A 25,177-nucleotide genomic window follows, 5' to 3' on the forward strand; every position below is an offset into this window, starting at 1 on the left:
AAAGCTATTTTGGGATGTGCCTCATCGATGACAATTTTGTTACCAGATTGACTCAATATGTCTAGCGGTGTCATATGGCGGAGATTTTTAAGTCAGGACTGTTGCAATCTTGTCATAGTAACAGGCTCGAAACGGCGAGAGGGACGGAAGTTGCCATTTAAGGTCATCATGCAATCAGACGGCTTCGACCTGCTGCGCGATGGCAACTGCATGCTGTCACATCGCGCAGATGCTCCAGTTATCAGCATTGGCGTTGGATCGCCGGACCTTGAAATGGTTCGTGGCAATTTTCGCATCGACGACATCGTTGAAACACGATTAATGCTGGATTGCTGTGCGCAAGTCGACGGCTGTATCCGGCTTTGGAGCACGAAGCGGCCTGACATTGTTGCAACGCTGGAGCTTGCGGAACAAGCGCAGCAATCCATCCTCAAATTTCGCTGCACAGACCCGGCTTTCAACCGGCTTTGGATAGATATGCAGTGCGCAACGTCCGAAGCCTTTTGGGGCGGCGGGGAGCAAATGTCCTATTTACGGCTGAACGGGCGTCGCTTTCCTTTCTGGACGTCGGAGCCGGGGGTAGGCCGCGATAAGTCGACCGCGCTTACGCAGACTATGGATGCCAATGGCTTGGCGGGCGGGGATTATTGGACGACCAATTACCCGCAGCCAAGTTGGGTGAGCAGTGCGCGTTATGCGGTGCACCTCGAAACGGCGGCTTATTCCGTACTTGATCTGACGGAAGCGGGCCGGGTTGGCGTCGAATGCTGGTCGGCCAATATGGATTTGGAGCTATTCGACGCGCCATCGCTGCCCGAACTGGTGACCAAATTGTCCGACCGTTTCGGGCGGCAACCGCCTTTGCCCGACTGGGCAATTTCCGGCGCCATTATCGGCCTTAAGGACGGCGTGGACACATTTGACCGCTTCGAGAGCATAGCTGCCTCTGGCGCGGCCATTACGGGGCTGTGGTGCGAGGATTGGGTTGGCATCCGCCAAACAAGTTTTGGCAAGCGCTTGTTCTGGGACTGGAAATGGAACGCCGCGCGCTATCCAGATCTTCCCGCGCATATCGCTTCGCTGGCGCAGCGTGGCATCCGTTTTCTCGGCTATGTGAACCCCTATTTGGCGGTCGACGGCGCGCTGTATCAAGAAGCTTTGGCCAACAATTATCTCGCATTACGACAGGATAGCGGCACAGCCTATGCCGTCGACTTCGGCGAATTTCACGCAGGCATCGTGGATTTCACCAATCCCGACGCCGCAAACTGGTTTGCAGATCGCATCATTGGCCAAGAAATGCTCCATTTCGGTCTATCAGGGTGGATGGCCGATTTTGGTGAGTATCTGCCAACCGATGTGCGGCTGTTCGACGGATCCGACCCGATGGAGGCGCATAACCGCTGGCCCGTTTTATGGGCCAAGGTCAACGCCGATGCCATTGCCGCGCGCGGAAAAACTGATGATGCGACCTTCTTCATGCGTGCGGGTTTTTCCGGCGTTCAGGCGCATTGCCCCTTATTATGGGCGGGCGACCAAACTGTCGATTTCTCGCGGCATGACGGCATCAACACGGTGATAACGGCTGCTTTGTCGTCTGGCTTGTTGGGCAATGCGTATCACCATAGCGACTTGGGCGGCTATACCAGCCTGCACGGCGTGGTGCGGACGGCAGAGCTCATGCACCGCTGGATCGACCTTGCCGCCTTTGCCCCCGTAATGCGCAGCCATGAAGGCAACCGCCCGGCGGATAATCTGCAACTCGACAGCAGCCCCGAAATCCTCAGCCATTTTGCACGGATGAGCCAAGTCCATGCACAACTTGCCCCTTATGTCCGCGCTTATTGTGATGAGGCGGCGGTAACTGGCCTGCCGCTGCAACGGCCCATGTTCCTGCATTATGACGACTGCACATATTACGACATTCAGGACCAATATTTATATGGTGCAGACATGATCGTGGCACCCGTCGTTGAGCAAGGCCAAGATAGCCGCTCTGTGGTGATACCCGATGGCGCCTGGGTCCATCTGTGGTCCGGCCAGCCTTATGCCAAAGGCACGCACAACATAGCCGCGCCGAACGGCCAACCCCCCGTTTTCACCCGGGCCGACAGCAAATATGCGGACCTATTCGCTTCCATACGTACGGCGTTCGCTGAATGAACCCGCGCGCCAACATCCGCGATGTCGCAAAGCTCGCTGGCGTGGCGGTGAAAACCGTCAGCCGCGTGCTCAACGACCATCCTTATGTGAGTGCGGGGACCAAGGCCAAAGTGGACGCCGCCATGTCGGAACTTGGCTTTAGCCCAAGCATCGCCGCGCGCATATTGGCGGGCACCAAATCCGGACAGATTGCCCTGATCTACGACAATCACAGCCCTTATTATATGCACCAGATCATGCAAGGATGCTGGGACCGTTGCCATCAAGAGGGCATGCGCTTAATCGCACAGCCCGTGGATGTTGCCGACCCCGACGTCGGCGAACAGGTGCTGGGCATGGTGCGGCAAACGCATGTGGACGGCGCTATACTCTCCTCCCCCGTTACCGATTGCGTGCCTGTGCTGAACGCGCTTGAGGCGCTCAACATTCCCTTTGTGCGGATTTCGCCGGGTACCAACCATGCGCTGACCAGTTCCGTTTTCATGGATGACATGCAGGCCGCCGACGACATGACGACGAAGCTCATCAACATCGGGCATCGGCGGATTGGCTTTATCAAAGGCCACCCAAATCATAAGGCAAGTACGGAACGACAAGCCGGTTACGAACGTGCGCTGGGGCGCGTCGGAATATCTGTTGATTCTGAGCTACTTGCCGAGGGGCGGTTTGATTTTGAAAGCGGCGTATCGGCCACGGAACAGTTCCTGTCTCTGAAGCATCCACCCACCGCGATTTTCGCATCGAACGACGACATGGCGTCGGGCGTGCTTGCGGTCGCGCATCGGCGCGGTATTCAAATACCGGAGCAGCTTTCGGTTGCGGGCTTTGACGATACTACGCTCGCGCGCGTTGTCTGGCCGCCCTTGACCACGGTACGCCAGCCCGTCCGCGATCTCGCATCGACCGCCGCCGACCTGTTGTTTGGCGAAGGCGGGATTGAGCATCGTCGCCTGCCTCACGAACTTATCAGCCGCGAATCCGTGGCGCCTCCTTATTCCCCTTCTCCAAAAAAGAGCAAAAAATCATGACGCTTCCTTCTCCTTCTCCTACCCGTCCATTGGGCAACAGTGGCATAGAAATCTCGTCCCTCGCATGGGGCATGTGGCGCTTCGCCGGGTTGGAACTGTCCGCGGCCCGCGCTGCCATTGATGCTGCGTTTACGGCCGGCATCACCCTGTTCGACACCGCCGATATCTATGGTTTTGGCGACCAAGGTTTTGGCAAGGCCGAAGAACTGCTTGGCCACGTATTTGCGCAAGCCCCTGAATATCGCGACCGCATGGTGCTGGCGACGAAGGGCGGCATCACGCCACCAACGCCCTATGATAGCAGCGCGGAATATCTGACAAAAGCCATTGATGACAGCCTCACCCGTTTGCGCACTGACCGCATCGACCTGTGGCAAATTCACCGACCAGACGTGTTGACGCATCCACAGGAAATCGCCCGCGCGATTGAAGACGCGCATACAGAAGGCAAAATTCGCGCATTTGGCGTGTCCAACTTTACGCAAGCGCAGATTTCGACGCTGGCACAATTTAGCCCAGTTCCCATCGTTTCGACACAACCCGAACTGTCGCCGTTGCGGATCGACACGGTCGAAAATGGCGAGTTGGATCAAGCGATAGCGATGAACCTTGCGGTGATGGCATGGTCGCCTTTGGGTGGTGGCCGCATTGGCGACCCGCAAAATGTGCGTGAGCAAAATGTCGCTGCTGCGCTTTCGGCGGTTGCGGCGGCGCATGGCGTTTCGCGCACGGCGGCGGCCTATAGCTGGATCATGGCGCACCCCGCCCGGCCCATCCCGATTGTCGGTTCGCAAAACCCGGCGCGCATAACCGAAGCTGCCGACGCGTTCAAAATTCAATGGACCCGCGCGGATTGGTACAGCGTCCTTGTCGCCGCAAGAGGAGTGCCGCTGCCATGAACAAGCCTGTCGAAGTGAGCTGGTTCTCCGCGCTTTGCGATGACGACTATGAGTTTCTGGGCGTCCCCGACACCAATCTGGCCTCCAGTTGGGAACATTGCCGTAATATCGTTTTGGCCGCCGAAAAAGGCGGATTTGACAATATCTTGCTGCCATCAGGCTATACCCTTGGCTTAGACACAACTGCCTTCGCCAGCGCAATTGCGGCGCTAACCTCGCGGATCAAATTGCTGATGGCGGTGCGCATTGGTGAAAGCTGGCCGCCCCAGCTTGCGCGGCAGATTGCGACGCTGGATCAAATTTCGGGCGGGCGGTTGAACATCAACATCATCTCGTCGGACTTGCCCGGCGATAAGATGGATTCCGAACCGCGCTATCGCCGTACAGTTGAGGCGATGCAGATATTGAAGACATTGCTAAACGGCGAACATCTGTCGATTGACGGCGCGCATTACAAGATCGAGATCGACCCGCCGCGCATGACAACCGTTAGCGGCAAATGCCCACCGCTCTATTTTGGCGGTCTGTCACCAGCCGCAAAGGACGCCGCCGCCGAAGGTTGCGACGTGTATCTTATGTGGCCCGAAACGGTGCAGGGTGCCAAGTACTTGGTCGACGACATGACCGCGCGCGCCGCCAAATTCGGTCGGACGCTCAAATATGGTTTCCGCGCGCATGTCATCGTCCGCGAAACCGAAGCAGAGGCGCGCGCTTATGCCAACCGCTTGCTGTCCAAGCTTGATGCTGATCAGGGCGAAGCCATCCGCAATAAATCGCTCGACACCCAAACCTTCAGCGTTGCGCATCAGGCCGAGCTGCGTGCGCAAGCTGCGGCAAATGATGGTTATTTAGAGGATAATCTGTGGACCGGCATTGGCCGCGCCCGTTCAGGCTGCGGCGCGGCAATCGTGGGCGACCCCGACCAAGTGCTCGCCAAAATCAACGCCTATCGTGCGGTAGGTATCGAGGCGTTCATATTGTCCGGCTACCCCCATATCAACGAATGCGACATGTTCGCGCGTTATGTGCTGCCCAAGTTGGATCATGGGCGGTTGGGGGTTTAGCTGGCTTGCAAAACCGCCAACCGTGTCATTCCCGCGAAAGCGGGAACCCATGGCCTGACGCGTCAGCCTAAACCGACAGATTAGACCATGGATTCCCGATCAAGTCGGGAATGACAAAATGTTACTTCACGTGGCTCGGATGCTTCAACCCACCCCCGGCCCCTCCCGCCTGCGGGAGGGGAGAAATGGTTACTCCCCCAGCCCCGCCATACGCTCGGCCTGATCCTCGGCAATCAATGCGGCGACGAGTTCGGCTAATCCGCCGCCCTCCAATATCTCGGGCAATTTATGCAGCGTCAGGTTGATCCTGTGGTCGGTCACGCGGCCTTGCGGGAAGTTATAGGTGCGGATGCGTTCGGAACGGTCGCCGGAGCCAACCATGGCCTTGCGGGCTTCTGCTTCGGCGCCTTGAGCCTCCTCGCGCTCTTTTTCATACATACGGGCGCGCAGGACCTGCATCGCCTGTTCCTTATTCTTGTGCTGGCTGCGCCCGTCTTGACACGTCACCACAATACCCGTGGGCAAATGGGTGATACGCACGGCTGAGTCCGTAGTGTTGACATGCTGTCCGCCTGCACCCGACGCACGGTAAACGTCGATTTTCAGGTCGCGCGCTTCTATCTGGATATCCACTTCGGTCGGTTCAGGCAGGACCGCCACGGTCGCCGCGCTGGTATGAATGCGCCCGCCGCTTTCGGTCACGGGCACGCGCTGCACACGGTGAACGCCGCTTTCATATTTCAGCTTAGCGAACACGCCGGTGCCCTTGATCGCGACGACCACTTCTTTGAAACCACCGACGTCGGAGGCGCTTACCGATATCGGCTCAATCTTCCACCCCTGCCCGGCGGCATAACGCTCATACATGCGGTAGAGATCGCCCGCGAACAAAGCGGCTTCATCGCCGCCCGTGCCCGCCCGAATTTCAAGCATCGCTGGCCTGTCATCCGCAGAGTCGCGGGGCAGCAACGAAATGGCAAGCGATGTTTCCGCATCCGATAATTGCTGCGTGACAACGTCGAGTTCCTCGACCGCCATCGCATGTAAATCAGGGTCGGAATTATCCTGCGTCATAGCACCAAGCGTTTCGATTTCCGTACGCAAGCGCCTGACCTCGGCGGCAGCCTTGGCCACAGGCTCCAACTCGGCATATTCGCGCGAGGCGGCGACAAAAGCATCGCCCTCCAACTGCCCCGAAGCCATCCGCGCCTCAAGCTCGGAAAAGCGCGATTCAATCTGCGCGATGCGGTGTGGAGAGATTTTCACAGGGCCAACCCCATAGCCAACACATTGTCATTCCCGCGAAAGCGGGAACCCATGGCCTCATGTTTCCGCGCGCGATGAGATTTTTGTTCGCACGAAGACACGAAGACAGGGAGCAACTTCTTTATGCCTTCGTGTCTTTGTGCGAAACATTTTGCCGACAGTTCGGCCCATGGATTCCCGCTTTCGCGGGAATGACAAATTGATGAATTCACCATGTTGTTCAGTCGCCACCAAGCATGGTTTGCCAGCCCTCCGGCAATGCTGCCTGTATCCGATTGATTTCGTCTGACGTTAGCAGTGCACCACTTAGGTAGAGTCGTGACCCGGACACCGGATCGATTTCCCGGACAAACAATATGGCATCAACCCATGCCTTTTTGGCCAGTTCGACTTGCCGCTTCGCATTGCCTTTGAACGCTGTCGAAACAGCGACACCATGCTTTCTGAGATGACGAATCACCATTTCCGAGTCTTGCTGAAACTCGGGCCGGTCTGCCACGACGGCAATCCGCAGTTCAGACTTGTCGTCTCTACACAACATCGCCAACCGCTCAATCCCAGCAGCCCAGCCGACCGCCGGTGTCGCGGGGCCACCGAGATTTTCGATCAAGCCATCATAACGCCCGCCGCCCAACACAGTCCCCTGCGCACCCAACCGGTCGGTCACAAATTCAAACGCGGTGTGGCGGTAATAATCGAGGCCGCGCACCAAAGCCGCGTTGCGGGTCCATGCCACACCAGCAGCATCAAGCCCTGCGGTGACTGCGCCGAAGAAATCCTGCGCTTCGCCAGATAGATAATCGTCAATGACGGGGGCGGCATCGGCGACTGGGCGGTCCTTGGGGTCTTTACTGTCCAAGATACGCAGCGGGTTTTTCTCCAGCCGTGCTAGGCTGTCTTCGGACAATGCGCCCTTATGGTCGTTGAAATAGCTAACCAACGCGGCACGCCATGCGTCGCGGCTGGGCGTATCACCCAACGTATTTAACTGCAATGTGACGCCGTCATTGATGCCCAATTCCTTCAACAACTGGTCCGCCATCACCAGCAGCTCGACGTCCGCCGCTGGCTCCGCCGCGCCAATGATTTCGGCGTCAATCTGGTGAAACTGGCGATAGCGGCCCTTTTGCGGGCGCTCATAGCGGAACAATGGCCCATGCACAGACAGCTTCATCGGCGCAAATTGTTGCCAGCCATTGGTCAGATAGGCCCGCGCAATCCCCGCCGTGAATTCAGGCCGAAGCGTGATGGAATCGCCGCCGCGGTCTTCAAACGTATACATTTCTTTCGATACGACATCGGTCGCCTCACCCAGGCTGCGCGAAAACACGGCCGTTGGTTCGATGACGGGCAGTTGCAGGCCCTTAAATCCATACAGCCTGCGCACGCGTTCAAAGGTCGCGACCACATAAGCGAAGCGTTCCTCGGTCTCACCGAACATGTCTTGTGTGCCGCGCACGGCTTGGGGTGTCTGTATCTTTGCCATAGCCAAGCGCCCTAGCTGCTAATTGTTGTTAGTGGAATAGGGCTGGACGCAGCGCGGCGCATTCGCCAAAGTTAGCGTTATGAATCCATGCATATTTTCGCGCGCACTTGCCGCATTCGCTCTTTCCGCCAGCCTCATTTCGGCAGCATCCGCGCAAAATAGCGCGCCGCAGCCCGTTCCGATTGTCTCAACGATTCCCGAGCCGCAGGACCGCCCGTTGCCAGCGCCGATGATATTGCAGGTGGACGCAACGGACATTGATCGCGCCATTTTCCAAGTGCGCCAGACAATTCCCGTGGAAACGGGCAAGCCGCTCATCCTGCTTTATCCGCAATGGCTGCCCGGTAAGCACGGCCCACGCGGTGCCTTGGCCGAAATGACTGGCCTCATGATCCGCTCTGGCGGCAAGACGCTGCGTTGGACGCGCGATCCGGTGCAGGTATATGCGTTTCACGTCGATGTGCCGCAAGGAACCACCTCGGTTGACGTTGAATTTCAATTCACATCACCCATCCGCGAAAGCGAAGGCCGCATCAACGTCACGCCCAATATGATGAACGTGCAATGGGAACAGGTCGCATTTTATCCCGCCGGACATTTTACCCGCGCCATTCAGGTGCAACCATCAATCACCCTGCCCGTGGGCTGGACGGGCGTTGCCGCGCTGGATGGCGCCAATATAACGGGCAACCGTATTGATTATGGCATCACCAGCTTCGAAACCTTGGTCGACAGCCCGATGTTCGCTGGCCCGCATTATAAAAAATGGGATCTGGGACATAATGTCACGCTGAACGTCTGGGCAGATGACGCGAAGTATCTCGCGGCAAAGCCAGAGCAGATTGCGGCACACCGCGCCTTGGTGGATGAATCCTTGTTGCTGTTCGGCGCAAAGCATTTCGACCGTTATGAATTCCTGCTTGGCCTGACCGAAGAGCTGGGCGGCATAGGCCTTGAGCATCACCGCAGTTCCGAAAACACGCGCGAGACTGACTATTTCATCGAATGGGATGACAATATGTCGGAACGCGGTCTTTTGCCGCACGAATTCGTACATAGTTGGAATGGCAAGTTTCGCCGCCCCGCAACAATGTGGACACCGGATTATGCCACGCCCATGCGCGACAACTTGCTTTGGGTATATGAGGGTCAGACGAGTTTTTGGGACTTGGTGCTGGGCGCACGCTCAGGCCTTCAGTCCAAGGAAATGGTCCTTGCCGAATGGGCCAAATATGCCGGATTGTATGCGGAACAGCCGGGGCGCATTTGGCGTTCGGTTGAAGACACCACGCACGATCCGATCTTCGGCGCCCGTAAGCCAAAACCCTTTGCCAGCCAAGCGCGTGGCGAGGATTATTACAACGAAAGCTCCCTTATCTGGCTCGACGCCGACATGACCATTCGCCTATTGTCCAAAGGGACCAAATCGCTGGATGATTTTGCCACAGCCTTTTTCGGGGTGCGCGATGCCGATTGGGGCGTGCTGACCTATGATTTTGACGCGGTCGTGCGCACCTTGAATGCCGTGCAGCCTTATGACTGGGCCAAGTTCCTCGACACGAAATTGCGCCAGCCTGGCCAACCCGCGCCGCTGGCGGGCATCGAGAAGGGCGGATATAAGCTCGTTTGGAAAGAGGAGCCCAATATATTCGACAAGGAGTTGATGAAAGAGGGCAATAACTTCAACCTCACCCACTCGCTTGGGATAAGCTTGAACAAGGATGCCAGTGTCACCTCGGTAGTATGGGACAGCCCGGCATTTAAGGCGAATATCGTCAATGGCACCAAAATCATTGCGGTGAATGGCTATGCTTATTCAAAAGACGGTCTGACCTCTGCCATCAAAGCAGCAAAGGACGGAAAAACACCAATCCAACTCATCGTCGAGCGCAACAAACGCTTTACGCAAATAGACATCGCCTATTCGGGAGGTTTGCGCTATCCGCACCTCGAAGTGACAGGTCAAGGTAAGACGGCGATGGATCGTCTGCTCAGCCCGCGACGGATCAAATAATAACAACGTGAAAGCATTCTCCCATGCGTATTGACCTCATCCCTGCGGGCGACAATGTACCCGAAAGCCTCAACGTCCTCATCGAAGTACCCATTGGCGGCGAGCCCGTTAAATATGAGTTCGACAAGGCATCAGGCGCTTTATTCGTCGACCGCTTCCTACATACGCCCATGCGCTACCCAGCCAATTATGGCTTTGTGCCGCACACTTTAGGCGAAGATGGAGATCCCTTGGATGCGCTGGTCGTAGCCCGTTCCCCCATCATCGCGGGCGCGGTTGTTAAATGCCGCCCGATTGGGGTGTTAATGATGGAAGATGACAAGGGCGGCGACGAAAAATTGCTATGCGTTCCGGTCAACGAAACCTTTCCTTATTATTCCGACGTCGTGACGTACAAGGACATGCCGCCTATCGTCCTGCAACAGATCGAGCATTTTTTCACCCATTACAAAGATCTAGAGCCCGGAAAATGGGCCAAGCTGAATGGTTGGGGTGATGAAACGGATGCAAAACGCATTATTCTGGAGTGCGTTGGACGTGCGAAGGAACAAGGTGTATGAAACGGATTGCGTTGTTCGGCATTGCATTACTAACGCTTTCGGCCTGTGCCACCCCCGAAACCCGCGTTCGCACGGCATTGATGAATGCGGGACTGTCGCAACCGATTGCCGCCTGCATGGCCGACCGGATGGTCGACCGCCTCTCGCTCATTCAGCTTAACAAGCTGAACGGTCTGAAGAAACTGCGCGGGCAAGATATGCGCAAGGTGACCGTCGAGGAATTTCTGCGGCGCACCCGCGCGTTGCAAGACCCTGAAATATTGGGTGTCACAACGTCCTCTGGACTAATCTGCGCGGTGAAGGCTTAGGGCCAGCTGACCCTAGCCCTCAATGCCGATTTAGCTGAAGGCCTTTAGTAGCACCGACAGCCAATTTTTGTCCGCTGCGACAGGCGCAGGCGGCGCGAAGTCCCCGCATTCCATACATCTGGCCTGAACGCCCTTTACGCCCGTCAACATGTCGAGGTCAGCCGCGACGCGTTGCATGAACATGCTTTGCTGCCATGCGGCATGGGCAAATATATCCATCGGTGCGTTTGCTTGTGCTTGCTTCGGCATCAACCCCTGAAGCAACGTGTCGGCAAAGCTAGCAGGCGGTTCGATATATACCGCATGCCAACCATCCGGCTTTAGCCCCGCCCGCTTTGCCGCCTCCGCCAGGGCATCGTTCATATTGCCTGACCGATCGACCAAGCCAAGCTCACGCGCTGTGCCACCGGCCCACACGCGCCCTTGTGCCACGGCATCCACCTGCTCTGGTGTTTTTTTGCGCGCGGTCGCAACCCGGGTCAAAAACTGGCGATAGCCATTTTCAATCGCGCTTTGCGCGACGCGGTCAAATTCCGGGCTGAAGCCGTTGAGGACATCGGGCTCACCGGACAAAGGCGTCGTCTTGACCCCGTCGGCATTCACACCAATTTTTGCAAGGCCCGCCTCGGCGCTTGGGATGACCCCAAAGATACCGATAGAACCCGTGATTGTTGACCGGTCTGCAAATATGACATCGGCGGGCAACGAAACCCAATAGCCACCGCTTGCCGCCAGATTGGCCATGGATACGATAACCGGAATATCCTTGGCCTTAGCCGCGGCAATCGCAAGGCGGATTTTCTCCGATGCCATCACTGAACCACCGGGCGAATCCACGCGCACGACAAGTGCCTTCAAATCCTTGCTATCAAGTGCCTCATAAATCAGCTTGCTGATCGTATCGCCAGCCGCTGAGCCGGGCCCACCCTCTCCATCGACGATGGTTCCCGCGACTGTTACCACGCCAATCTGCTCTCCAGCCGATGGCGGGCCGTAACTCGCCAGCAACGCATCCATATGCGTATGCGCAAAGCCGCCAGTCGTCTTCTTTTCATCCGCGCCCACTTTGCTGGCGATGAATTTTCCGAAGGCAATTTTGTCGCCCAATTTATCGACCAATTTTGTCGATAGCGCCAATTGGGCAAGGTCGCCCTTTGCCCCCTCAACCGCATTAGCGGGAGTGTTCAGCAATTGACCCAATTGCGCTTGTGGGCGCGCTTTGGCGACGTCGGCTTTCCATTGGCCCCACACCTCATCATACACGCCCTTGATCGCCATTTTCGATTCAGGCGACTGGTCAGACCGCATAAAGGGTTCGACGGCGCTTTTGAACGTGCCCACGCGATAGATATTGGCCTTCACCCCCAATTGGTCGAGCAATCCCTTATAATAAGGCTGCGATCCCCCTGGGCCTGCCAATAGAGCACCGCCAAGCGGGTCCATCCAAATCTGTGTTGCATGCGCAGCCAATTGATAGCTGTCATCGGTATATGCGGTTGCAAAGGCATAAACCGGCTTGCCCGCCTTTTTCACGGCATCAATGCTATCCCCAATTGCGGAAAGGCTCGCTTGCCCGCCGCCCATGAAGCGTTCCATGTCCAATACGACCACTTTTATGCGCGCGTCGCTTTGGGCAAGTTTCAAAGCGCGAATGATGTCGCGTTGACGGATTTCACCAACAGGGGAAGCCGACGAGGTCAGCGCCATCAGCGGGTCGATTTCGGTCGGCTGTTCGGCGACCACGCCATCCAGCTTGAGCAGCAATGCACCATCGCGGACCATCGCCGGGTTTGGATTTGCATGCAGCAACGCGAAAATGGCGGCAAAGAAAAGCGCCAGAAATACCAGCACAAACAGGTCCTTCACACCGACCAAAATTTTCCAGCTAACGCGCATAAACTGCATTTTTCGATATCCTAAAAAATCCTATGATTAATGTAAGCATTTCAGCAGCAATTGCCACCAATGTTTGAAAAAAAACCTTTATATGGCAAAATTATAGGGACTGGAAGCAACTGAAATTGGGTCGGTAAAGGGCGTGGCGTGAGACGGACAACTGAAAAGGGCCGCTAGCGTTAACCAGCGGCCCTTAAACATGGGTCAGCGGTCGGACACCCGCTGCCGGAAGTTGCTTTCATGCCGTGACCGGCATCGCTGATGTGCTCAGCGGCCGATCTCCCGAACGGAATTGTCCGACCTCTTAACTGAACCATGAGACATCGGATCACCTCCTTTCGTTGAATAGAATTTGCTTGCATCAAACATTTATTTGCCCTCCGCAGTTCGCAAGGTGAATCAAACTGCGATCACAAACAAGTCTTGTATTAAAATTTTTTCTGGCTAAAGTTATAGGTCTGCGCTGCGATAAATCGCGCGTTGATTTTCACCGGCAATCTTCAACTATGCGGGCGATTTCCGCCCATGTCGGCAGAATGACCGGCTGCTGCCCCTCCACGTCAACCAACACGCGGCCGCGGCTAAAGGCCATTGCATCCAAAATGGGGGCGGTGGCTGCGATGTCAGCCCCCAGATAAAAGGGGTGTGCATCACTTGGTGTTGCTACCACCGTTTTTGTCATGGACGAGGTGTGAATGACCATGCGCGCACTCGGAGCCGATGCTTCACGCGGTGATGCTTCCCGCGATAATGTGACGCGGCGGTTCTGCGCATCGCAGCGAAAGTTGACGGTCGCGTTGCGTCCCGGCGCGCCGAACTGCGCAATCGAATTACGGCCATCGCGGCGGTAGGTCCAGTTGCCGGGGGTAAAGGGCCAGTCATTCCAATCGCCGGTCAATGGCTGCGGCGGCGGTGAAGCTAATAATGGCGGCGCGGAAACAATCTTTGTCGCAGGGGGAGGCGGCGGCGCAACGCACGCGGCGAGGCCCAGCAGGGCGAAGAGGGTTATGTAGCGCGTTTGCATGGCTTTGTCTTATGGCCAAATCGTCCACGCTGCGCTAGCGCGTTGCGACATGGCGACCAAAAAAACACGATTAGATCAAATCATCGTTGATCGCGGCCTTGCCGAAAGCAAGACCCGCGCGCAGGCGCTTGTGATGGCAGGCCATGTCTATATTGGCGACGCCAAGGCGCAAAAGCCCGGACAGCAGATCGCAGAGGATGCCGAGATCAGCATGCGCGGCAGTGACCATCCATGGGTCTCCCGCGGCGGCATTAAACTTGCACATGCGCTTGAGGCGTTCGCCATTGATGTCACCCACAATATTGCCATTGATGTGGGGTCATCGACGGGCGGCTTTACTGATGTGCTGCTGACCAATGGTGCAACCCGCGTCTACGCCGTCGACAGCGGTACAAACCAGTTGGCGTGGAAACTACGCCAAGACCCGCGCGTCATTGTCCATGAACAAACAAGCGCGCGCATCTTGACTGACGCACATATAACAGAGCCGGTTGACCTCATCGTCTGCGACGCCAGCTTCATTGGCTTGGCTAAGGTGCTTGAGCGGCCATTAGCTTTCGCCAAAAGCAAGGCGCAGCTCATCGCGCTTATTAAGCCGCAATTTGAAGCAGGCCGCGAAGAAGTGGGCAAAGGCGGCGTTGTGCGGGACGCAGATGTACATGCCCGCGTCTGTGAAGAGGTAAAAGCTTGGCTAGCTAACCAAAATTGGACCGTGCTCGGCCTAACCACCAGCCCGATTACCGGACCGCAAGGCAATGTCGAATTTCTGATATGGGCGCAAAACGCTTAAGCCCATATGCACGCGGCAGCTTTGTATTTAGGCTCGGATCTTAAGCCTTGTACATGCCGTTGACCCGCACCGCGTAACGCTCCCGAATGACATGACGGCGGATTTTCATACTTGGGGTCATCTCGCCATTTTCAATGGAAAAGGGCTCATCCGCAAATTCGAACTGGCGCACTTTTTCCGTGACAGAAACATCCGCATTCACGCGGTCCACCGCAGCACGCACAGCGGCGCGAAATTGCGGATTGGCTTGCAGGTCGGCAAAGTCAAATTTTATGTCCTGCGCCTGCGCCCATTCCAGCGCCCATTCTGGATCTGGCACGATGAGGCCAACAATATAGGGCCTTTTGTCGCCGGACACCATTGCCTGCAATATCTCGGGCTGAAGCGTCAGCATGCCTTCTATCTTTTGCGGCGCGATATTGTCGCCCTTGTCGTTGACGATCAGGTCCTTCTTGCGATCGGTAATCGCAATGCGGCCTTGGTCATCAATATGGCCAATATCGCCGGTGTGCAGCCAGCCATCAATGAGAACGCGATCAGTCTCGGCCTTGTTGCGCCAATATCCCTTCATCACCAAAGGTCCACGCACCAATATTTCGCCATCCTCGGCGATTTTGACCTCTGTGTTTTTCAATGGCGGACCAACGGTGTCCATTTTGATGCCTGCGCTTGGCCGGTTGCAGCTGATGACAGGGCCGGATTCGGTCTGGCCATAACCTTGCAGCAGGGTAATCCCCAAGGATTGGAAGAACACCCCAATGTCGGGGTTCAGCGGTGCGCCACCTGACACCATGGCCTTCATCCGGCCGCCAAAGCGCGCTTGGATTTTTGGCTTGATCGTGCGCGACAAAATCAATCGCATCGGCGCATCGACCAGACGCTTGCGCCCGGAATAATCCCGCTCTCCGATGGTCAGCGCCTTGTCGAGCAGATAATTGGGCAGCTTGCCCTGCTTTTCGACGGCCTTGATCATCCGTTGACGCAACACTTCAAAAAGACGCGGGACCACCACCATGACTGTGGGCCGCGTTTCTTCGATATTGGAGGCCAGCTTCTCTAGCCCTTCGGCATAATAGATTTGCGCACCAACGCCAATCGGCAGGAATTGCCCGCCGCTATGTTCATAAGCATGGGACAAAGGTAGGAACGACAAGAAAACTTCTTCTTCGTCCAAGCCGAAATCTTCTCGCAGGACTGCCGCCGCGCCGTCGGCGTTATGCAAAATTGCGCCATGATGCTGCATCACGCCGCGTGGCGCCCCACCTGTACCGCTGGTGTAAATGATGCAGGCCAAATCGTCGCGGGTCACGGACGCCATAGCCGCTTCGCTAGCGCGCACGTCAGCATCGGTACCTTTGACCATGTCGGACCAGTGATGCACCGACAATTGCCCCTGTTGCATCGCTGGCTGGGGGTCCATAGTGATAATGAATTCTGCCTGCGAAGACCGCAGCGCAGCTGGCGTCAATGTCTTGGCGAGCTTGGCCGTCGATACGATGACAGCGCGCGCATCGCTGTTGTCCAATATATGCTGATGGTCGCGTTCGGTGTTGGTGACATAGGTCGGCACAGTAACGCAACCTGCCGCCATGATACCCAAATCTGCGATGCACCATTCGGGGCGGTTTTCCGACACCAGCATGACCCGGTCGCCCTTTTGCAGCCCCAGCTGACGCAGCGATTTTGCAAAGCCGGCAACTTGCCGCGCAACGTCCGACCAGCTGATCGAATGCCAGGCATCGTCCTGCTTTGCCCATAAAAATGGCGCATTCCCGCGATAACGTGCACGCGCGAAAAACATGGTTACAAGATTAGGGAAGCTGTCAAAGTCATCAAACTGTTCAGCAGCCATATATGCTCTCCTGCAAATTTTCCGCCATGCTATGGCCTGTCTTTGATATCCTATTTGCGGTAGCGCCACTGGCAATCTGGCGCAATGCGCGTCTTTTATCCGACGCTTGGCAAAGGCACTTCCGCAGCGGCGGGGGGGCGGATGATCGTGACCTTACCCTTTACATCTATGGTCGCCGATGTCCCTTCGCTCCGTGGATCTGCGGCACCTGTCCAAGCGCCATTAAGATATTGCGCACCATTCACCTTAGACCCGAGGTCAGCCACACGCACTTTTTGTCCGAACGTAGCAATCTGCTCCGCCATTGCCGCGAGCGGGGTGTCCTGTTCCAACTCCAACTGACCGCCACCAAAATAGATATTCGGCAGCTTTATCGCTTGATCAAGCGGCAAGCCGAAGTCCAGCACGCCAATCAGCGTTTTGGTAACATGCATAATGATCCGCTTACCACCGGCCGAACCAAGCGTCAGTACCGCCCGACCATCACGGTCAAAAACCATCGTCGGCGACATCGAAGACAAAGGCCGTTTTCCGCCAGCAATGCGATTTGCCACTGGCGCTCCGTCTTTTTCAGGGGCGAAGGTAAAATCAGTGAGTTCGTTGTTCAAAAAGAACCCACCTGCCACAAGCTGGCTGCCAAACGGACCTTCAATTGTGGACGTCATATTAGCGATATTGCCGTTTGCATCGACCGCAGTGAAATGCGTCGTGCCAGCAACTTCGCTCGAAATCGCGGCAGTACGCGGCGTGGCACCAGGTGGTTTGCCTGAAGGATAGTCGCTGCGCGCTTTTTCCGGATCAATCAGCGCCGAGCGTTCCTGTATATATTCAGGGTTCAAAAGCCCGGCGACTGGCACATCGACGAAGGCATCATCGGCCAGATATTTTTCGCGGTCTGCATAAGCCAGCTGCATCGCTTGGCCAATCAGATACCAGCTTTTGGCGCTATCCTTGCCCGTTGCCGTCAAATCAAAACGCTGCAACGCACCCAAAATCTGAAGCACTGTGGTTGCGCCCGACGAAGGCGGTGCCATGCCGCACACGACATAGACCCGATAGGGCGCGCACACGGCCTGCTGTTCTTTGGCACGATATTGCGCGAGATCGCTCATCGTCATGTCACCGGGGCTGAGCTTGCTGGTCGTGACAGCCTGCACAATCTGGCTTGCGATCGGCCCTGTATAAAAAGCGTCAGGCCCTTTTTTTGCCAACAGCTTCAACGTTGCTGCAAGTTTTGGATTTTTAAGCTTCGTGCCTGCCGTAACGGGCTTGCCATCACGCCAATAAATCGCGCGGGCTTCATCGAAATTCGGCCACAGCCGCTGAATGCCCTGCAACCGTGACTCTAGCGTTTTGTTGACGATGAAGCCTTTATCCGAAAGGCGGATCGCAGGCTTAAACACTGTCACCCACGGCAGCTTGCCCCATTTTTGGTGCGCCTGTGCCATCAACTGTATGTTGCCCGGCACGCCAACCGAATGCCCCCCTTGAAACGCCTCAAGAAAGCCAAGGGGTTTGCCATCTGGCCCAACAAAACGGTCAGCCTTCGCCGCCGCTGGTGCGGTTTCCCGTCCGTTTATCGTCGTCAACAGACCCTTCGCGCTGTCCTGATATAACAAGAATCCGCCGCCGCCGATGCCGCTCGATTGCGGTTCGACCACTGTCAGGGCCAGCATCATCGCCATTGCCGCATCCGCAGCAGAGCCGCCTTGGCGGAGCATTTCCATCCCCGCTTCTGTGACACGCGGATCCGCCGACGATGTCACGCCGACATTTTGGGCGGTCGCAGCTTGGGTGAAAAGGATGGCTGATGCGGTGAACGCGAACAATGATTTTTTCATGCCCGCAACTTAGCCGCCTTGTGTGGCGAAAGCCAAGCGCAGATTTATCCGTCGACGCCAACGGCCTCAGCTATGTTGGTAAAACCATCGGCCTGTAAAAGGCGCGCAAGCTGTCTATTCATCCTGCGCGCGAGGCCGGGACCTTGATATACCAGAGCGCTGTAGATCTGCACCAAAGACGCACCGGCGCGGATGCGGACATAGGCATCTTCAGCCGACATGATGCCGCCCACACCAATCAGCGGGAGTTGCCCGCCGCTTGCCTTGCGGAAATCGATCACGCGCTGCTGCGCCATATCGCGCAAGGGCGTGCCTGACAGTCCGCCTGCCTCTCCTGCGTGGCGTGATACCAGCGCAGGGCGCGATATCGTTGTGTTCGACACAATCAACGCAGCGATGCCCCGCGATAGGGCGACGCCAACAATATCATCAATGTCCGCAGGCTGAAGATCTGGGGCAACTTTCAAGAACACCGGCGTGTCCCGCGTCCGCGCCGCCATTACCTGCGCGAGCAGGTCATCCAGCGCGGCCTTGTCCTGCAGGGCGCGAAGGCCCGGCGTATTGGGCGAGCTAATATTGACGGTCAAATAATCCGCCAGCGCCTCCATATTACGCACACCAATGACATAATCCGCCACACGGTCGGCGCTGTCCTTATTGGCACCAATATTGATACCAATTGGTCCTGTACGTGCATGTTCAGGAATGTTCCGCAGCAGCGCAATGGCCGCCTGCTGCCCTTCATTGTTAAAACCCATACGGTTGATGACCGCTTCATCCTCCAATAGGCGAAACAGCCGCGGCTTTGGGTTGCCCTCTTGTGGTAACGGGGTCAGCGTCCCCACCTCGGTAAAGCCAAAACCCAGTTGCAGGGTTTCGACCGGAACCTCTGCGTTTTTGTCATAGCCAGGCGCAAGGCCGACGGGGTTAGCAAATTGCAAGCCCGCAAATGTCTGGGTCAGGACTGGACTATCCGAACCAAGCGACGGAATTGGCATAAGCTTTAGCGCAGTCAGCGACAGATTATGTGCGGTCTCGGCATCAGCCTTGAACAAAAAGGGGCGTGCGAACTTGTATAACATGTCCGAGTCTATTCACGAGTATCACGCCAGGTGCAACGCCCCGTTCGCCGTCCGGCTGGACTATTTCGTGACGCTTTGGCCGAAATTGTCAAAACAATAGGCGCAAAATGATGATTCTATGCAATCGTAATTTTACACGATGTTGCATTTATGATGAGCGACCCGAGGACTGTGCTGTCGAAAGACAAAAGTCCTTTTCCTGTAAAGACCCGCGTTTTGCGGGTCTTTTTTTTGGCGCATGCCCTGCGCTTGTTCACACGACGCTACTCATGGATTGGGGAAGATTTTCTCCGTTACAAGCAAAGCTGTTTTATCTTCGGCTTCCGGAGCTGGTGGCTTTGCCTTACGCCTGCGCAAATTGGCACGCAAGGCTTCACGCAGCCGCTCTGCCTTGATCCGCTCTTTGTCCTCTGCATCTTTTGCCAATGCCATTCTCCTCTGGGCGCGCTGTCGCCGTGCTGCGCGATGCCAAATGGCAAGCCGCCATGCAAGCCGCTTGACATTGAGCCCCAGCCTTCGCATAGCGCCGCACCGTTGGTATTGCTGCTGTAGCTCAGTGGTAGAGCGCGTCATTGGTAATGACGAGGTCGGGAGTTCAATCCTCCCCAGCAGCACCAGGAAGTCCTAAATATCTCCAGCATTTTCAGACTATTGGCTTAGGGCGGTAATTTTCGCGTAACTTCCGTTACTTGCGGCCACTTGTTTTGCGAATTCGTTGCGAGAGATACCTTGTGGTGGCTCGATCTCACAAGAAAGCCCCAGAGTTCTCCGGGGCCCTATTTCGTGGCACCACTTTTGTTTTGGGGCAGTGCTAGGAAAAACCGAGAAATTGTCGCTGCTGCTCCCACTCCATCGGGATATCTGCACAGCGCATCAGGTGACGGGCGGTGAGTTGAACAGGCTGCCGACCATCGAGAATGGCGGTTATGATGTCCGGTGCTAGCCAAGACATCCTCGCAAGCCGATGTAAGTGCCGCTTCTCATAATGCGATACTGCTGGAATGTCTTCGCCGGTCAGGAGATGCTCTCTTGCTGCAAACCCATGAACCACGAGTCCGTACAGTCCTACAGATCCGCGTTCTGAACTCCCTGATGTTGTGATTTAATTCCCTGTTACGTGGCTTAGGGAATTTTCGTATCAAACATCAGGATAACTGCGGCTTTGCAAGCCGACCGGAATACAGGCAGGAACATATTTCCGATATTTTCCCTGCAAATTCCCGTTAAACAGGGAATATCTCACAGAGACCACATCGCGCAGAACTACGTGCTGCACCAGGTTCTTCCATCATATTGAGGCCCCCTTTCTGCGGGTGGGCCAGAACGCAGCATGCCGATTGGGTTTGCTGTGGTTCGCCTTTCGTTGATTGCGTAATGCCGTTCTCAACGCGGTCAAAACAACGATCACTAAAAATAATGCGGCAGGAAATTGTTTTTTTGGATCACCGCACGCTGCGCGGCACTGGCATCAAACCTTGCGCCAGTGCCGCGAGAGCCAAAGCAATCACCACATGATAGGCATGCCAAGCCACGGCCTCATCAAGCCACGGCGCACGCCGGATGAATAGCGTATTTGCAAGCATGACGGCGCAGGCAATGGGCACAAGCCATAAAGGCCGCGATGCGCCCGGTCGCACAATGGAAACAACGCATGCAATCGCGAGGGCCAATAGGAACACGGGGCCTAAAAAGGGTTGCGCGAACCAAAAGATCGCGAAGGCAGCAATTAATATAGCGGCGATTATTCCTGTCTCTTTTCGGTCCTCAGCAGGGAAGAGATAATGCGACACCACCGCCAAGGCGCCGGCAAGGCCCAAATATTGAGACGCGCCCGCATGCAACGCCGCAAGTTCGACCTGCAAACCACCCCCAAAACGCACCACGCCGATAAAGGCCGCCACCCCGAAGCACGCCATGGCAAAGGCCGGCAATATCCGGTCGTTTCGCCAAAGCATGTTTCCGGCAAAGATCGTGACGAGCACAATGGCCGCATCGGATAGCGCGTAATGGGCAGGCATCACGCTCTCGGCAATGGCGCTGCTACATTATCATTGGGCAGCAAACCGGCCTCGCGTTTGATGTCTGCGGATGTCAAACGCGACCCATCATGGCTCCAGCCGGGCGGGGCAAAAATATAACATAATCTCTGCCATATACTCAGTCCGCGCTGCGTCGCATCTTGCGCTATGCCGACATATTCATGCGTTAAGATGGTGAACGGATTAAATGTCTCTAGGTTTTTGACCAGACCATAATCAACGGGCACGGCGCGGTCCTCCTCGACAAAGGTGCCAAACATGCGATCCCAGATGATCAGCGTGCCCGCAAAGTTCGCATCCAGATATTCTGGATTTCGACCATGGTGCACCCGGTGATGGCTTGGCGTGTTGAAAATATATTCAAACCACCTTGGCAAACGGTCAATCGTCTCAGTGTGGAGGAAGAATTGGTAGGTTGCATTCAGCACCCCACAAAAAATAACCAATACAGGATCAAAGCCGATTATAATCAGCGGAATTTTAAGCATCATCGTACCGGTAAAATGCTTCATCCAACTTTGGCGGAGCGCAATGGGCATGTTAAAGTTGGTGGAAGAATGATGGACGACATGCATGGCCCAACCCCAACGGACGCGGTGGCATATGCGGTGGTGCACGTAGAATCGCAGATCGTCGAGAACGAAGCACAACAGGAACGATCCCCAAGTGATGGGGATTTCGCCAATGGCAAAGGGGGCCGCGGCAAATAAAGCGGCGGTGGTGATGAACGCAAAAATTGCATTTACAGGATCACTGGCGAGCCCAAGAAATATCGAGAGCAGCGAGTCTTTCAACGGCACGTCACCCTTTCGCTTGAGAAAGCGAATAGCACCCAGTTCGAGCAAGATACCCAGCGCAAAAGCAGTAAGCGCTATGACGACCCAATTTTGGTTAATGAACTGCCCTATGGTCACACATTTCTCTCCAACGATTGAGGATGAAAATAGACGGGCTGAAAATTTAAAAAATTGAATAATAAATGCATATTATGTAATTATTGGAACATGAATATAAATCTGACAAGACTATCCCGGTTCGTCGCCGTGTATCGCAACAAAAGTTTCACCCGGGCCGCCAACGAGCTCGGCATGACGCATTCGGCACTCACCAAATCATTGCAACTGCTTGAACAAGAACTGGGCACAGAATTGTTCAACAGGACCACACGCAGTGTCGTCCCGACCGATGCCGGCAACCGCCTTGCGCATCGGGCTGAGGAGCTTTTGGCATTAGCAGACCAAATCGGCGATGAGGTTTTATCCGGCACACGACATTTGCGGCTCATCGCAGGACCAGCAGTGATGGAAGCATCCTTAGCGCCAGCTCTCACGTCATTTTACAAGGCATATCCCGACATTCGCGTGACGGCAGAAACCCTTCCTCTGGATATCGCCGCAGGCCGGTTGCGCCAACGGGAAGCGGACATGTTGCTTTTTCATTCCACGAGCGTGAGCGCTATTCCCGAACAGCGGCTGTTTCACATCAATAAGATAATCGACGAAGCCTATGTTGCTGTGATGCGCAAAGACCATCCGGTATTGCAACGCGCCTTTGGTTCGGATGAGATGCTGCAGTATAAATGGGCTATTCCTGGCTATGATAGAAACTACCGCTCGGCCATTCCGTCCGACATAGAAGAAAAATATCGCCGCTCCGGCTTCCCGCATTACCGCGTTCTCAGTCTCGTGTCCTGCCTTGCTCTGGTGGCGGAAAGCGACATGATTACCTTATTGCCCGCATCCTTCGCAAACAGGGAAGCACGTGCGCTCGACCTGACGGTCATGCCCATGCCCTTAAGCGATGGTGCGCGGTATGACGTCAGCGCAATCACACTTAAAAATGATAATCCTGACCCTGTGTTGCAAGCGTTGAAAAACGCTTTTGCGATACAAAAGGATGCTGGCTAAATTTCCGCCTTCATCCGCTGACCATGGCCCAGCCCGATGCACAAATGGCGGCAAACACCGCGCGTTATCAAATACAGAAGGTCGTCCCTAGAAGCCGTCTTTAGTATACGGCTTCCCGCTAACTTGGCACGCCGTTTACGACCGATGCATCCACGCCCAAGTCGCGGGCGATCTCGCGAGCGGTCATCTTTGCCGACATCATCACCGACGGGGTTCCGCCACCCGGTTGCGTGCCTTGCCCGACCAGATAGAGATTATGCACATCTTCCGACTTATTATGCGGGCGGAAAAAGGCCGTCTGGGTTAAAACGGGTTCCACGCCAAACCCATTGCCCAGATAAGAACCCAAGGTTTCGGAAAAATAATCCGGCGTGATGAAACTCATATGTTTCAACCGCGCCGCAAGATCGGGGATATAGCCGCGCTCTTCCAAGAAGGTCAGCACCCGCGCGCTCAGCTTTGGCCCTTCGACGTCCCAATCAATGCCGCTTGCGTTATTTGGGACTGGGATAAGCGTATACGCCGCATGATGGCCCGCAGGCGCCATGGCCGGGTCGGTCAGCGTCGGAATGTGCAGATATTGCGAGAAGTCGGGGCTCATCACCTTCTGCTCGAAAATCTCATCGAGCAATGCTTCGTACCGTGGGCCCAATATGATGTTATGATGGCGCAAATCCGGGTCATTGTCGCGGCATTCATAGCCGAAATAAATCACCATTAACGACATGGATTGCTTGCGGAATTTCACCAAGGCATCGCGGTTGATGCGCCGATGCGCCTTGTCGACCAGCTTGAGATAAGTATTGGCGTAATCGGCGTTGGACACCACAACATCGGCAAATATCGTCTCACCGCTTGCAAGCTCCACGCCCTTGGCAACGCCGTCTTCCACCGATATGCGCTGCACCGGTGCATTGACCCGCAACTGGCCGCCCATGTCTTCAAATTTTTTAACTAAAGCTGCCACCAGTGCGCCCGTCCCGCCCTTGGCATAATGAATGCCCCAGGTTTTTTCGACAAAATGGATCATCGCATAAATCGCTGGCACCTTCATCGGGTTGCCACCGACCAGCAAGGGTTCAAAGCTGAACACCTGACGCATTTTGTCCGACTTGAAATATTTGCTGACCATGCCGAACAACGACCGCACCGCGCCAAGCTTCAGCAAATCAGGCACCACGCGCAACATCGACCCGAGGCTGCCGAAATAAGTATATCCCAGCGTCAAAAATCCACGTTTGAATATGGCTCTGGCTTGCTCGTGAAAGGCTTCATATCCCGCCAGATCCTCAGGTGCCAGCTGCTGGATCTGCGTCCGCGTGCTGACCGGATCGCCATCATAATCAAAAAACGTGCCGTCATCGAAATAGATGCGGTAAAATGGCAGTATCGGAATTATCTCGACATATTTGCTGGTATTGGGGCCTCCGGAGATGCCTTCACGCACGCGGTTATTTTCATCCAAAACATGCGGCGGAAAGTCCGGCTCACCCAGCATGGCATGGTCTTGCTGCAGGCTAAACAATTCCTCAATGAAATGCGGCACGGTTAGGACCGTCGGACCCATATCAAATGTAAAGCCATCGGCCTTGCGGACATAGGCACGGCCGCCGGGGGCGTCGAGCGCCTCCAATATTTGCGTATCAAAGCCAAGGCTTTGTAACCGCATGGCGCACGCTATGCCGCCAATACCTGCACCAATGACAACTGCTTTACGTCGCAACATTCCGGATAACCCCTAATCGCATCGCTGCTACTGCCTAAAGCGCCACACAACAACCTAGATGTTATCCTAGGTTATCGCATGTCCGATATGGTCAGCAGCATCCGTAAAATAACCGTCTCCCCAGCGCAGGGTGGGGTGTTAAATATCCTCCCCAGAATGGGGAGGTGGCAGTTGCGCAGCAACTGACGGAAGGGGGCCCGAAGTCTGGCGTAGCGCTTGAAGGGGCCGCCCC

Annotated in this window: 21 protein-coding genes and 1 tRNA gene; 10 read left to right on the plus strand and 12 right to left on the minus strand. The window is 55.7% G+C overall.

Going from position 1 to position 25,177, the window contains the following annotated elements; genetic code table 11:
• Positions 1-150 precede the first annotated feature (150 nt).
• From Q0O07_RS02015 to Q0O07_RS02030, 4 genes are read left to right on the plus strand one after another with little or no spacing between them, the layout of a single operon-like run.
• Entirely contained in the window at positions 151-2,163 is a 2,013-nt protein-coding gene (locus Q0O07_RS02015; protein ID WP_295489727.1) for an alpha-glucosidase, read from the plus strand.
• The gene (locus Q0O07_RS02020) at positions 2,160-3,191 is read left to right on the plus strand and encodes a LacI family DNA-binding transcriptional regulator (protein WP_295489728.1); all 1,032 of its coding nucleotides are present in this window, start codon (positions 2,160-2,162) and stop codon (positions 3,189-3,191) included. The genes Q0O07_RS02015 and Q0O07_RS02020 overlap by 4 nt, the downstream gene beginning before the upstream one ends.
• On the plus strand, positions 3,188-4,090 hold the full coding sequence (locus Q0O07_RS02025; RefSeq protein ID WP_295489731.1) for an aldo/keto reductase: 903 nt from the start codon (positions 3,188-3,190) through the stop codon (positions 4,088-4,090). The genes Q0O07_RS02020 and Q0O07_RS02025 overlap by 4 nt, the downstream gene beginning before the upstream one ends.
• Entirely contained in the window at positions 4,087-5,154 is a 1,068-nt protein-coding gene (locus Q0O07_RS02030) for an LLM class flavin-dependent oxidoreductase (protein WP_295489733.1), read from the plus strand. Before Q0O07_RS02025 ends, Q0O07_RS02030 begins: the two co-directional genes overlap by 4 nt.
• Before the next feature lie 189 nt (positions 5,155-5,343).
• Here the strand turns inward: Q0O07_RS02030 and prfA are convergent, their stop codons facing one another.
• Both prfA and hisS read right to left on the minus strand, forming a co-directional pair.
• Complete coding sequence (prfA, locus tag Q0O07_RS02035) at positions 5,344-6,420, minus strand: peptide chain release factor 1 (RefSeq protein ID WP_295489737.1); 1,077 nt, start codon at positions 6,418-6,420, stop codon at positions 5,344-5,346.
• Between the two features lie 220 nt (positions 6,421-6,640).
• A complete protein-coding gene (hisS, locus tag Q0O07_RS02040) occupies positions 6,641-7,906 on the minus strand; it encodes a histidine--tRNA ligase (protein ID WP_295489740.1) in 1,266 nt (421 codons plus the stop codon).
• Between the two features lie 79 nt (positions 7,907-7,985).
• Here hisS and Q0O07_RS02045 point away from each other — a divergent pair, with 79 nt between their 5' ends.
• From Q0O07_RS02045 to Q0O07_RS02055, 3 genes are read left to right on the plus strand one after another with little or no spacing between them, the layout of a single operon-like run.
• Positions 7,986-9,920, plus strand: coding sequence for a peptidase M61 (locus tag Q0O07_RS02045; protein WP_295489743.1), 1,935 nt, complete (start codon positions 7,986-7,988; stop codon positions 9,918-9,920).
• 23 nt (positions 9,921-9,943) lie between these two features.
• Positions 9,944-10,480 carry an inorganic diphosphatase gene (ppa, locus tag Q0O07_RS02050; RefSeq protein ID WP_295489746.1) on the plus strand — a complete coding sequence of 179 codons (537 nt, stop codon included), beginning with the start codon at positions 9,944-9,946 and terminating at the stop codon, positions 10,478-10,480.
• On the plus strand, positions 10,477-10,788 hold the full coding sequence (locus Q0O07_RS02055) for a hypothetical protein (protein WP_295489748.1): 312 nt from the start codon (positions 10,477-10,479) through the stop codon (positions 10,786-10,788). Before ppa ends, Q0O07_RS02055 begins: the two co-directional genes overlap by 4 nt.
• A 30-nt stretch (positions 10,789-10,818) precedes the next feature.
• Here Q0O07_RS02055 and sppA read toward each other — a convergent pair whose 3' ends face one another.
• Both sppA and Q0O07_RS02065 read right to left on the minus strand, forming a co-directional pair.
• Positions 10,819-12,693 carry a signal peptide peptidase SppA gene (gene sppA / locus Q0O07_RS02060; protein WP_295489750.1) on the minus strand — a complete coding sequence of 625 codons (1,875 nt, stop codon included), beginning with the start codon at positions 12,691-12,693 and terminating at the stop codon, positions 10,819-10,821.
• Between the two features lie 478 nt (positions 12,694-13,171).
• Positions 13,172-13,708 carry a hypothetical protein gene (locus tag Q0O07_RS02065; protein ID WP_295489753.1) on the minus strand — a complete coding sequence of 179 codons (537 nt, stop codon included), beginning with the start codon at positions 13,706-13,708 and terminating at the stop codon, positions 13,172-13,174.
• 49 nt (positions 13,709-13,757) lie between these two features.
• On the opposite strand from Q0O07_RS02065, the gene Q0O07_RS02070 reads away from it, so the two are divergent.
• Positions 13,758-14,498 carry a TlyA family RNA methyltransferase gene (locus tag Q0O07_RS02070; RefSeq protein ID WP_295489968.1) on the plus strand — a complete coding sequence of 247 codons (741 nt, stop codon included), beginning with the start codon at positions 13,758-13,760 and terminating at the stop codon, positions 14,496-14,498.
• A gap of 40 nt (positions 14,499-14,538) precedes the next feature.
• Here Q0O07_RS02070 and Q0O07_RS02075 read toward each other — a convergent pair whose 3' ends face one another.
• The 4 genes from Q0O07_RS02075 to Q0O07_RS02090 all read right to left on the minus strand — a co-directional run bounded on the left by Q0O07_RS02075 (position 14,539) and on the right by Q0O07_RS02090 (position 19,705).
• Complete coding sequence (locus tag Q0O07_RS02075; protein WP_295489756.1) at positions 14,539-16,350, minus strand: long-chain fatty acid--CoA ligase; 1,812 nt, start codon at positions 16,348-16,350, stop codon at positions 14,539-14,541.
• Between the two features lie 95 nt (positions 16,351-16,445).
• Complete coding sequence (gene ggt, locus Q0O07_RS02080; protein WP_295489759.1) at positions 16,446-18,191, minus strand: gamma-glutamyltransferase; 1,746 nt, start codon at positions 18,189-18,191, stop codon at positions 16,446-16,448.
• A gap of 44 nt (positions 18,192-18,235) precedes the next feature.
• On the minus strand, positions 18,236-19,273 hold the full coding sequence (locus Q0O07_RS02085) for a quinone-dependent dihydroorotate dehydrogenase (protein ID WP_295489762.1): 1,038 nt from the start codon (positions 19,271-19,273) through the stop codon (positions 18,236-18,238).
• Positions 19,274-19,540: 267 nt separating this feature from the next.
• The gene (locus Q0O07_RS02090) at positions 19,541-19,705 is read right to left on the minus strand and encodes a hypothetical protein (protein ID WP_295489765.1); all 165 of its coding nucleotides are present in this window, start codon (positions 19,703-19,705) and stop codon (positions 19,541-19,543) included.
• A gap of 110 nt (positions 19,706-19,815) precedes the next feature.
• Between Q0O07_RS02090 and Q0O07_RS02095 the strand changes: the two genes are divergently transcribed.
• Positions 19,816-19,890: transfer RNA gene (locus tag Q0O07_RS02095), tRNA-Thr, on the plus strand.
• 194 nt (positions 19,891-20,084) lie between these two features.
• On the opposite strand, the gene Q0O07_RS02100 is transcribed toward Q0O07_RS02095, so the two are convergent.
• The 3 genes from Q0O07_RS02100 to Q0O07_RS02110 form a co-directional block, all read right to left on the minus strand.
• Complete coding sequence (locus Q0O07_RS02100; RefSeq protein ID WP_295489767.1) at positions 20,085-20,225, minus strand: hypothetical protein; 141 nt, start codon at positions 20,223-20,225, stop codon at positions 20,085-20,087.
• A 490-nt stretch (positions 20,226-20,715) separates the two neighbouring features.
• On the minus strand, positions 20,716-21,291 hold the full coding sequence (locus Q0O07_RS02105) for a hypothetical protein (RefSeq protein ID WP_295489769.1): 576 nt from the start codon (positions 21,289-21,291) through the stop codon (positions 20,716-20,718).
• A complete protein-coding gene (locus Q0O07_RS02110; RefSeq protein WP_295489772.1) occupies positions 21,291-22,226 on the minus strand; it encodes a sterol desaturase family protein in 936 nt (311 codons plus the stop codon). Before Q0O07_RS02110 ends, Q0O07_RS02105 begins: the two co-directional genes overlap by 1 nt.
• A gap of 90 nt (positions 22,227-22,316) precedes the next feature.
• Between Q0O07_RS02110 and Q0O07_RS02115 the strand changes: the two genes are divergently transcribed.
• On the plus strand, positions 22,317-23,219 hold the full coding sequence (locus Q0O07_RS02115; RefSeq protein ID WP_295489775.1) for a LysR family transcriptional regulator: 903 nt from the start codon (positions 22,317-22,319) through the stop codon (positions 23,217-23,219).
• A gap of 118 nt (positions 23,220-23,337) precedes the next feature.
• Here the strand turns inward: Q0O07_RS02115 and crtI are convergent, their stop codons facing one another.
• Positions 23,338-24,945, minus strand: coding sequence for a phytoene desaturase family protein (crtI, locus tag Q0O07_RS02120; protein ID WP_295489777.1), 1,608 nt, complete (start codon positions 24,943-24,945; stop codon positions 23,338-23,340).
• Positions 24,946-25,177 lie beyond the last annotated feature (232 nt).

The organism is Sphingorhabdus sp. EL138 (genome assembly GCF_945890115.1).
In the GTDB taxonomy this organism is placed as follows: domain Bacteria; phylum Pseudomonadota; class Alphaproteobacteria; order Sphingomonadales; family Sphingomonadaceae; genus Sphingorhabdus_B.

Coding starts and splice junctions, on each gene's coding strand:
- Q0O07_RS02020 (WP_295489728.1), top strand. CDS start 2,160: ATGAACCCGCGCGCCAACATCCGCGATGTCGCAAAGCTCGCTGGCGTG.
- Q0O07_RS02025 (WP_295489731.1), top strand. CDS start 3,188: ATGACGCTTCCTTCTCCTTCTCCTACCCGTCCATTGGGCAACAGTGGC.
- Q0O07_RS02030 (WP_295489733.1), top strand. CDS start 4,087: ATGAACAAGCCTGTCGAAGTGAGCTGGTTCTCCGCGCTTTGCGATGAC.
- hisS (WP_295489740.1), bottom strand. CDS start 7,906: ATGGCAAAGATACAGACACCCCAAGCCGTGCGCGGCACACAAGACATG.
- Q0O07_RS02045 (WP_295489743.1), top strand. CDS start 7,986: ATGAATCCATGCATATTTTCGCGCGCACTTGCCGCATTCGCTCTTTCC.
- ppa (WP_295489746.1), top strand. CDS start 9,944: ATGCGTATTGACCTCATCCCTGCGGGCGACAATGTACCCGAAAGCCTC.
- Q0O07_RS02055 (WP_295489748.1), top strand. CDS start 10,477: ATGAAACGGATTGCGTTGTTCGGCATTGCATTACTAACGCTTTCGGCC.
- sppA (WP_295489750.1), bottom strand. CDS start 12,693: ATGCAGTTTATGCGCGTTAGCTGGAAAATTTTGGTCGGTGTGAAGGAC.
- Q0O07_RS02065 (WP_295489753.1), bottom strand. CDS start 13,708: ATGCAAACGCGCTACATAACCCTCTTCGCCCTGCTGGGCCTCGCCGCG.
- Q0O07_RS02070 (WP_295489968.1), top strand. CDS start 13,758: ATGGCGACCAAAAAAACACGATTAGATCAAATCATCGTTGATCGCGGC.
- Q0O07_RS02075 (WP_295489756.1), bottom strand. CDS start 16,350: ATGGCTGCTGAACAGTTTGATGACTTTGACAGCTTCCCTAATCTTGTA.
- ggt (WP_295489759.1), bottom strand. CDS start 18,191: ATGAAAAAATCATTGTTCGCGTTCACCGCATCAGCCATCCTTTTCACC.
- Q0O07_RS02085 (WP_295489762.1), bottom strand. CDS start 19,273: ATGTTATACAAGTTCGCACGCCCCTTTTTGTTCAAGGCTGATGCCGAG.
- Q0O07_RS02090 (WP_295489765.1), bottom strand. CDS start 19,705: ATGGCATTGGCAAAAGATGCAGAGGACAAAGAGCGGATCAAGGCAGAG.
- Q0O07_RS02100 (WP_295489767.1), bottom strand. CDS start 20,225: ATGTCTTGGCTAGCACCGGACATCATAACCGCCATTCTCGATGGTCGG.
- Q0O07_RS02105 (WP_295489769.1), bottom strand. CDS start 21,291: ATGCCTGCCCATTACGCGCTATCCGATGCGGCCATTGTGCTCGTCACG.
- Q0O07_RS02115 (WP_295489775.1), top strand. CDS start 22,317: ATGAATATAAATCTGACAAGACTATCCCGGTTCGTCGCCGTGTATCGC.
- crtI (WP_295489777.1), bottom strand. CDS start 24,945: ATGTTGCGACGTAAAGCAGTTGTCATTGGTGCAGGTATTGGCGGCATA.